This window comes from Flavobacteriales bacterium, assembly GCA_019694795.1.
Taxonomy (GTDB): domain Bacteria; phylum Bacteroidota; class Bacteroidia; order Flavobacteriales_D; family UBA2798; genus UBA2798.
Genome location: JAIBBF010000037.1, coordinates 20,843 through 27,556, shown reverse-complemented (window position 1 = coordinate 27,556; position 6,714 = coordinate 20,843). Strand labels below are relative to the sequence as shown.

General features: G+C 41.9%; 5 protein-coding genes. 3 read left to right on the top strand and 2 right to left on the bottom strand.

The features are described 5' to 3' along the window. The 3 genes from porU to ispF form a co-directional block, all read left to right on the top strand. Positions 1-3,441: type IX secretion system sortase PorU (gene porU / locus K1X56_10955; protein MBX7095235.1), on the top strand; the 3,441-nt coding region annotated here is incomplete at its 5' end. A gap of 105 nt (positions 3,442-3,546) precedes the next feature. Further along, positions 3,547-4,845 (top strand): type IX secretion system outer membrane channel protein PorV, encoded by a 1,299-nt coding sequence (porV, locus tag K1X56_10950; GenBank protein ID MBX7095234.1) that lies wholly within the window; start codon positions 3,547-3,549, stop codon positions 4,843-4,845. After that, positions 4,845-5,324 (top strand): 2-C-methyl-D-erythritol 2,4-cyclodiphosphate synthase, encoded by a 480-nt coding sequence (gene ispF, locus K1X56_10945; protein ID MBX7095233.1) that lies wholly within the window; start codon positions 4,845-4,847, stop codon positions 5,322-5,324. The genes porV and ispF overlap by 1 nt, the downstream gene beginning before the upstream one ends. On the opposite strand, the gene K1X56_10940 is transcribed toward ispF, so the two are convergent. Next, positions 5,325-5,999 carry a DUF2490 domain-containing protein gene (locus tag K1X56_10940; GenBank protein ID MBX7095232.1) on the bottom strand — a complete coding sequence of 225 codons (675 nt, stop codon included), beginning with the start codon at positions 5,997-5,999 and terminating at the stop codon, positions 5,325-5,327. It lies immediately after the preceding gene. Continuing rightward, positions 5,989-6,687: a DUF4956 domain-containing protein gene (locus K1X56_10935; GenBank protein MBX7095231.1), complete on the bottom strand. Its 699-nt coding sequence runs from the start codon at positions 6,685-6,687 to the stop codon at positions 5,989-5,991. Before K1X56_10935 ends, K1X56_10940 begins: the two co-directional genes overlap by 11 nt. Positions 6,688-6,714: the final 27 nt, after the last annotated feature.

Below are 6,714 nucleotides of genomic sequence, written 5' to 3'. Positions count from 1 at the left end.
ACTTCACTTCAAACCAGAAGTAATAACCGGAGTTTTGTTTCCAGTTCGGTGATGGCTCCGGGAAGTGGCGACTGGTATAAAATGGGGGTTTTGCAAAACGGAGTTTACAAAGTGAGCTACGAAGATTTAGTTGCTATGGGCGCCAATCTTCAAAATGTGAATTCTGATGCGATTAATCTGTTTGGAAATAGTTTTGGAATGTTGCCGGAATATAATCTGGATTATCGTCCGGATGATCTTTTGCAAAATGCCATTGAAATGCACGATGGAAATGATGGCACCTTTGATGCGGGAGATTATTTTTTATTCTATGCTAAATCGGCGCATACGATCAAGTACAATGTATCTGGACAGTATTATTACCACACCAGTAATATTTATTGCGACACCTCCTATTATTTTGTGAATGTAAACAGCAGCACATTAAGTCCAAAACGAATTACCAATCAATCGTCAACTTCATTAAGTGCTACGCATACGGTAACAAGTTTCGATGAAATGAAATTCATTGAACCGGATCAATACAATCTGGTGAAATCGGGTCGCGAATGGTATGGCGATTTGTTCGATTTTTCCACCGAAAACACCTATTCGTTTTCCTTTCCGAATATTGATGTTACGCAACCTGTCCGTGTAAAAGCCGACATGGCCGCAAAAACTCCGGGATCGGGATCGAGTAATTTTTACATAACGGGAGTTGGGACCAGCGGAGCAATGACCATTTCAATTCCTGGTGTAGGAACCGGATCTTATGCAGCAGCTGCTAATCCGGGTAATGGTATAATGAATTTTTTACCTGTTTCCTCTTCTGTAGATATCAAAATTCAATTCAATAAATATTCTGCCATATCGCAAGGCTGGTTGAATTATCTGGAAGTAACGGCACGACGCTTATTGTTGTTTACTTCCGGCGTAATGGAATTCAAGGACAAAAATTCGGTAGGAACAGGGAATGTTGCCGACTATCAAATTAATTATGTTAGTTCAGATCTTCATGTTTGGGAAGTGACCGATCCCACGAATGTGATGAATCAGAATTTAACACTTGCTTCCGGTTTGGCCTCGTTCCGTTTGGAAGCTGATGCACTGCGTGAATTTGTCTGCTTTAGTTCCAGTTCTTCATTTGGAACACCGGTTAAATTCGGTAAAGTCGATAATCAGGATTTGCATGCATTGAGTCCGACTGATCTGATCATTGTTACCCATCCCAATTTTTACAATCAAGCCCAGCAGTTAGCCGATTTACATAATGCCGAAGGAACAACTTCGCAAGTGGTCAACGTATTTTCCATTTACAACGAGTTTTCTTCGGGCATGAAAGATGCAACAGCGATAAAACAATTTTTACGCATGTTTTACGAGCGCGCTGGGGGCGATCCTAATTTGCTTCCGAAGTATGTTTTACTCATGGGCGATGGTTCTTATGATAATAAAAACCGCGCGGGGGGGAATACTTCATTTATTCCAACGTATGAATCGATTGAATCGACATTGGTTACGGTGAGTTTTGTTTCGGATGATTATTTTGTGATGCTGGATCCGACAGAAAACATGAATAATTCGGATTTACTCGATATGGCCGTTGGAAGAATTCCATGTCAGAATACCGACGAAGCCCAGGCGGTGGTAGATAAAATCAGGAATTATTCGCAGAATTCAGGAAATGCAAGTTCTGCTACAAATTTGGATTGCTGCAATGCCAACAATAATGAATCACTTGGTGATTGGAGAAACTGGTACGTTTTTATTGCCGATGATGAAGATGCCAATACGTATATCGACGGTGCGGAAGAGTTTGCGGATTCACTGAAATTAATTCACCCGGTGATTAATGTGGAGAAAATTTATCTCGACGCCTTCTTGCAGGAAAGTACTCCGGGTGGAGAACGCTATCCGCAGGCGACCGAAAAAATAAAATCGAGTGTGGAACGTGGTGCTTTGGTAGTGAATTATATTGGTCACGGTGGTGAGGTAGGTTGGGCACATGAGCGAATTTTGGATGTTGCCACTGTAAACGGATGGTCCAATTCGCCGCGTTTACCTTTGTTCATGACCGCCACCTGTGAGTTTTCACGTTTTGATGATCCGGGAAGAACTTCTGCAGGTGAATATGTTTTGCTTAATGGAAATGGCGGTGGAATTGCATTACTCACCACTACGCGATTGGTGTATTCAGGTCCGAACGAAACACTGAACAAAAACTTTAATCGTGTAGTATTGCAACGCAGCAATGGAAATCCCCGCACCCTGGGTGATATTTTTATGCTCACCAAAAATTTAACGATCAATCAGATTTTGACTTCCAATACCCGCAATTTTACCTTATTGGGAGATCCGGCTGTCCGCTTAAAATTACCTCAGCATAAGGTGGTGGCAGATTCCATTAATTCGGTGGCCATTGGTGGAGCAACAGATACTTTAAAAGCCTTATCGCGGATTACAGTGACCGGTCACATCGAAGATCAGCAGGGAAATATTTTAACTTCTTATAACGGAATCTGTTTTCCTACTGTGTTTGATAAAGAACAAACGCTTTATACTTTAGGAAATGATCCGGGGTCGTATGTCCGCTCGTTTGATTTGCGCAACAATGTTATTTACCGTGGTAAAGCAACGATTACCAATGGATATTTTAGTTTTTCATTTGTAGTGCCAAAAGATATTTCCTATCAGTTTGGACCAGGGAAATTCAGTTTTTACGCACACGATGGAAGTGTTGATGCCAATGGATATGATTTCAATTTCATTGTTGGAGGAACTAATCCAAACGCTCCTGTGGATGATCAGGGTCCCACCGTTCATTTGTTTCTAAACGACGAGAATTTTGTTCCCGGAAGTATTACCAATGAGAATCCGAAAATGTTTGCTAAAGTTTCGGATGAAAACGGTGTGAATACAGTAGGCACGGGGATTGGTCACGACATCACCGCGGTGCTCGACGGAAACACCTCGAATCCGATTGTGCTCAATGAATTTTACCAATCGGAAGCGAACACTTACCAGGCGGGAGTGGTTTCGTATCAATTCGAAAAATTATCGGAAGGAAATCATGAATTGAAATTCAAGGTATGGGATGTGTATAATAATTCAGCCGAAGCAACGACTGATTTTGTGGTAGCAAGTTCTGCCGAAATTGCGCTGGATCATGTATTGAATTATCCGAATCCCTTTACCACACGTACGCAGTTTTTCTTTGAACACAATCAAAGTTGCGCCCAATTGGATGTACAGATACAGGTATTTACCGTTGCCGGAAAGCTGGTGAAAACCATTCAGGAGAATGTCGCCACCCAGGGCTACCGGATCTCGCCGATTGAGTGGGATGGAACGGATGATTACGGTGATAAGCTGGCCATCGGGACCTATGTGTATCGCGTAAAGGTGCGAACCGAGGATGGCAATACGCTTGAAAAATTTGAAAAACTGGTGATTCTCCGTTGATGTTTATCCTCGGATTTCTACCCTTCCTCAAATAGCCTCCCTTCTGAACAATATACGAACTTCTTTTGCGTATATTTGTTGACTTTTCACCAAGTACAAGCAATAATGATGAATAAGAAAACAAGTGGCCTGGCTGGTTTGGCGTTGATTGTGGCCTCTCAAGGGATGGCTCAGACACAGAGTTCAAGAGCGGAACAGGTTCAGTTAAATACCATTACCACTGCAGTTCCATTTTTACAAATTGGTCCGGATTCCCGTTCCGGTGCTATGGGTGATGCCGGGGTTGCTATTTCACCGGATGCGAATGCCATTCATTGGAATGCTGCGAAGCTTGCTTTTGCGGATAATGAAATGGAATTCTCCATGAGTTATTCTCCCTGGTTACGCAATCTTGTTCCCGATATTAATCTTGCTTATTTAGCAGGCTATAAAAAACTCGATAAAAAATCGGCCGTAGGTGCTGCCTTGCGTTATTTTTCATTAGGAAACATTACGTTCACCGATCAGAATGGTAGCGTCATCCGCGATTATGTTCCGAATGAATTTTCGCTGGATGGAACCTACTCGCGTAAATTATCCGATCGTTTCTCCATGGCCATGTCGGCCCGTTTCATTTACTCTAACCTGACCGGTGGTGTAATTGTGCAGGGTGCCAATACCAAGGCCGGAAAATCGGTGGCGGTGGATGTGAGCGGATACTATACTAATCCCGATGTGAAACTCGGTGATATGGATGCCGATTTAGGATTAGGGTTTAACATCTCGAACATTGGTGCAAAAATGAATTACACCAATACCGCACAACGCGATTTCCTTCCCTGCAACATGCGCTTGGGAACGGCATTAAGTTTGAATCCTGACGAATACAACAAAATTACTTTTGCGTTCGACGTGAATAAACTACTTGTTCCAACTCCTCCGATTTATGAATTAGACAGTCTCGGAAGTGTTGTGTATGATGCCGATGGAAATCCATCCATTCTTAGCGGCCGTGATCCGAATGTAGGTGTTGCTGCCGGTATTTTTGGGTCATTCAATGATGCACCAGGAACCTTTGTGTATGACAATAGCGGTAATCCCGTTTACGATGCCAATGGACAAGCCCAAATTGAAAAAGGATCCAAATTCAAAGAAGAATTAAGAGAATTTACTTTGTCGCCCGGAATTGAGTGGTGGTATGCCAAACAATTCGCTGCGCGTGCCGGTTATTTTCATGAGCATGCCAGCAAAGGAAACAGAAAGTATTTCACGATTGGAGCAGGGATTAAATATTCCGTGTTCTCTTTGGATTTATCGTATCTGATTTCGATCTCCCAACAAAATCCGTTGAACCGTACACTTCGTTTTTCACTGCGCTTTTCGTTCGAAAGTCTGAAGAAGGACAAAGACAAAGGAGTTGACTAATGAAGCTTCGGATCGGTTATGGATTTGATGTTCATCGCCTGAGCGAAGGTTATGATTTGTGGCTGGGCGGTGTTAAGATTCCGGCAGAAAAAGGAGCGGTTGGTCATTCCGATGCCGATGTTGTTTTACACGCTATTTGTGATGCCATGCTTGGCGCTTTGTCGCTACGGGATATCGGATTTCACTTCCCGGATACTTCCTCTGAATTTAAGGGGATCGACTCGAAAATTTTATTGAAACGGACCTTTGATCTGATTAAAGAAAAAGGTTTTCGCGTCAATAATATTGATGCCATGTTGTGTTTGGAAAAACCAAAAATTAAACCCCATATTGATGCCATGCGCGAAAGCATTGCTGCTATTCTGGAAGTAACGGCCGACGATATTTCCATTAAAGCAACCACCAATGAAAAATTGGGTTATGTGGGACGCGAAGAGGGAATTACTGCATCTGCAGTGGTCTTGTTAATTGCCGATTAATTACAAACTGAAGTTCAGGTTTAATCCGATAACGTGATTGAATTCCGGATTTTTGCAATTGAATTCGCGTTGGTGCATATAGAATAAACCAACCTCCACTTCTTTGGAAATTTCATAATCTGCACCGAGGTAATAGCGGATTTGCTGACTATATATTTTTTCTCCCAAATCGTTTAATCGCGTAAATAATTCGATGTTGATATAGGGTGTGATATGATCAATTCCCTTATAGGAAACAGATACTTTATTTCTCCAGATGAGTTGTGGTCGCCATCCCATTTCGCTGGTATGCCAATCGCGAAAACGCGCCTGAAATCGCATTCTCCAGCCGAATTTAAAATCTCCATTTTTATCTTCGGTAGATCCATCTACATAAAAACGATCGTCGATATTATCCGGGTCGTTCCAGGTGCCGCGGTAGATGTGGCGATAACCACCTGCTATTTTAAAGTGCTTATTGATTTTATAAGATAAACCGAAATCGGAATAGGACGTGTTGATCTGAGAGAATTCCGAAAAGCGAAATCCCTGTTCGAATTCGAGTTTTAATTCTTTGGAAAGACTATACTTTAAAGAAGGAGCAAACCATTGCTGATTGTCCCAATACTGCGCCATTCCATTGCCGCAAAACAATAGAAATAGCGCAAGAATATATATCCGTTTTTTAATCATCATCGCCGTCGGAAGTGGAGGTGGATGCGTAATTGCTGATGTTTTTTTGTTCGTCCTCGTAATAGTGTACAAATATCTGCGCCACATCGCGGAGGAAATCGATTTTACCGATGCTTACGCGATTGATTTTTATTCCAGTTCTGTTTTCCAGATCCTGAATTAATGCTGCGCGGTTTTCGGGTTTTATGTTTTCTATTTTCTCATAGAGCACTATGCGTGTAGATTCATGTTTAAGCAGCCAGATTTTTTCGAAACCGTATGCTAAAAAGAGCAGGGAAACATTGATGAATAACAAGCCAATTAAACTACTGTCTTTTCCGGTAAGTGCATTGGTTACGGAAATTCCAATGACAATAAACAGATAGGTCATTTCCTTAATCGGAATGGCATCGGTGCGGTAACGGATAATGGAGAAAATGGCGAATAATCCCAAAGCCATCCCCGTATCGATATCTTTATTTTTAAGCGCAATACAAATGAAGAAGGAAATGAATCCGATCATCATGTAGGTAAATAAATAGTCTTTGCGTTTGGTAGTAGGGTAATAGATCATCCGGATCAGTACCACCATAACGATTAAATTGATTGAAAAACGGAATATCATTTTCCAGATGTCATCGTCGTAAACCGGCATTCCCAGTAAGGAATCTGAATAGGGTTTAATTTTCACTTTGGCTCCTGCCAGATCCATGTTGCTCAGACCTTCTGCCTGCAATTG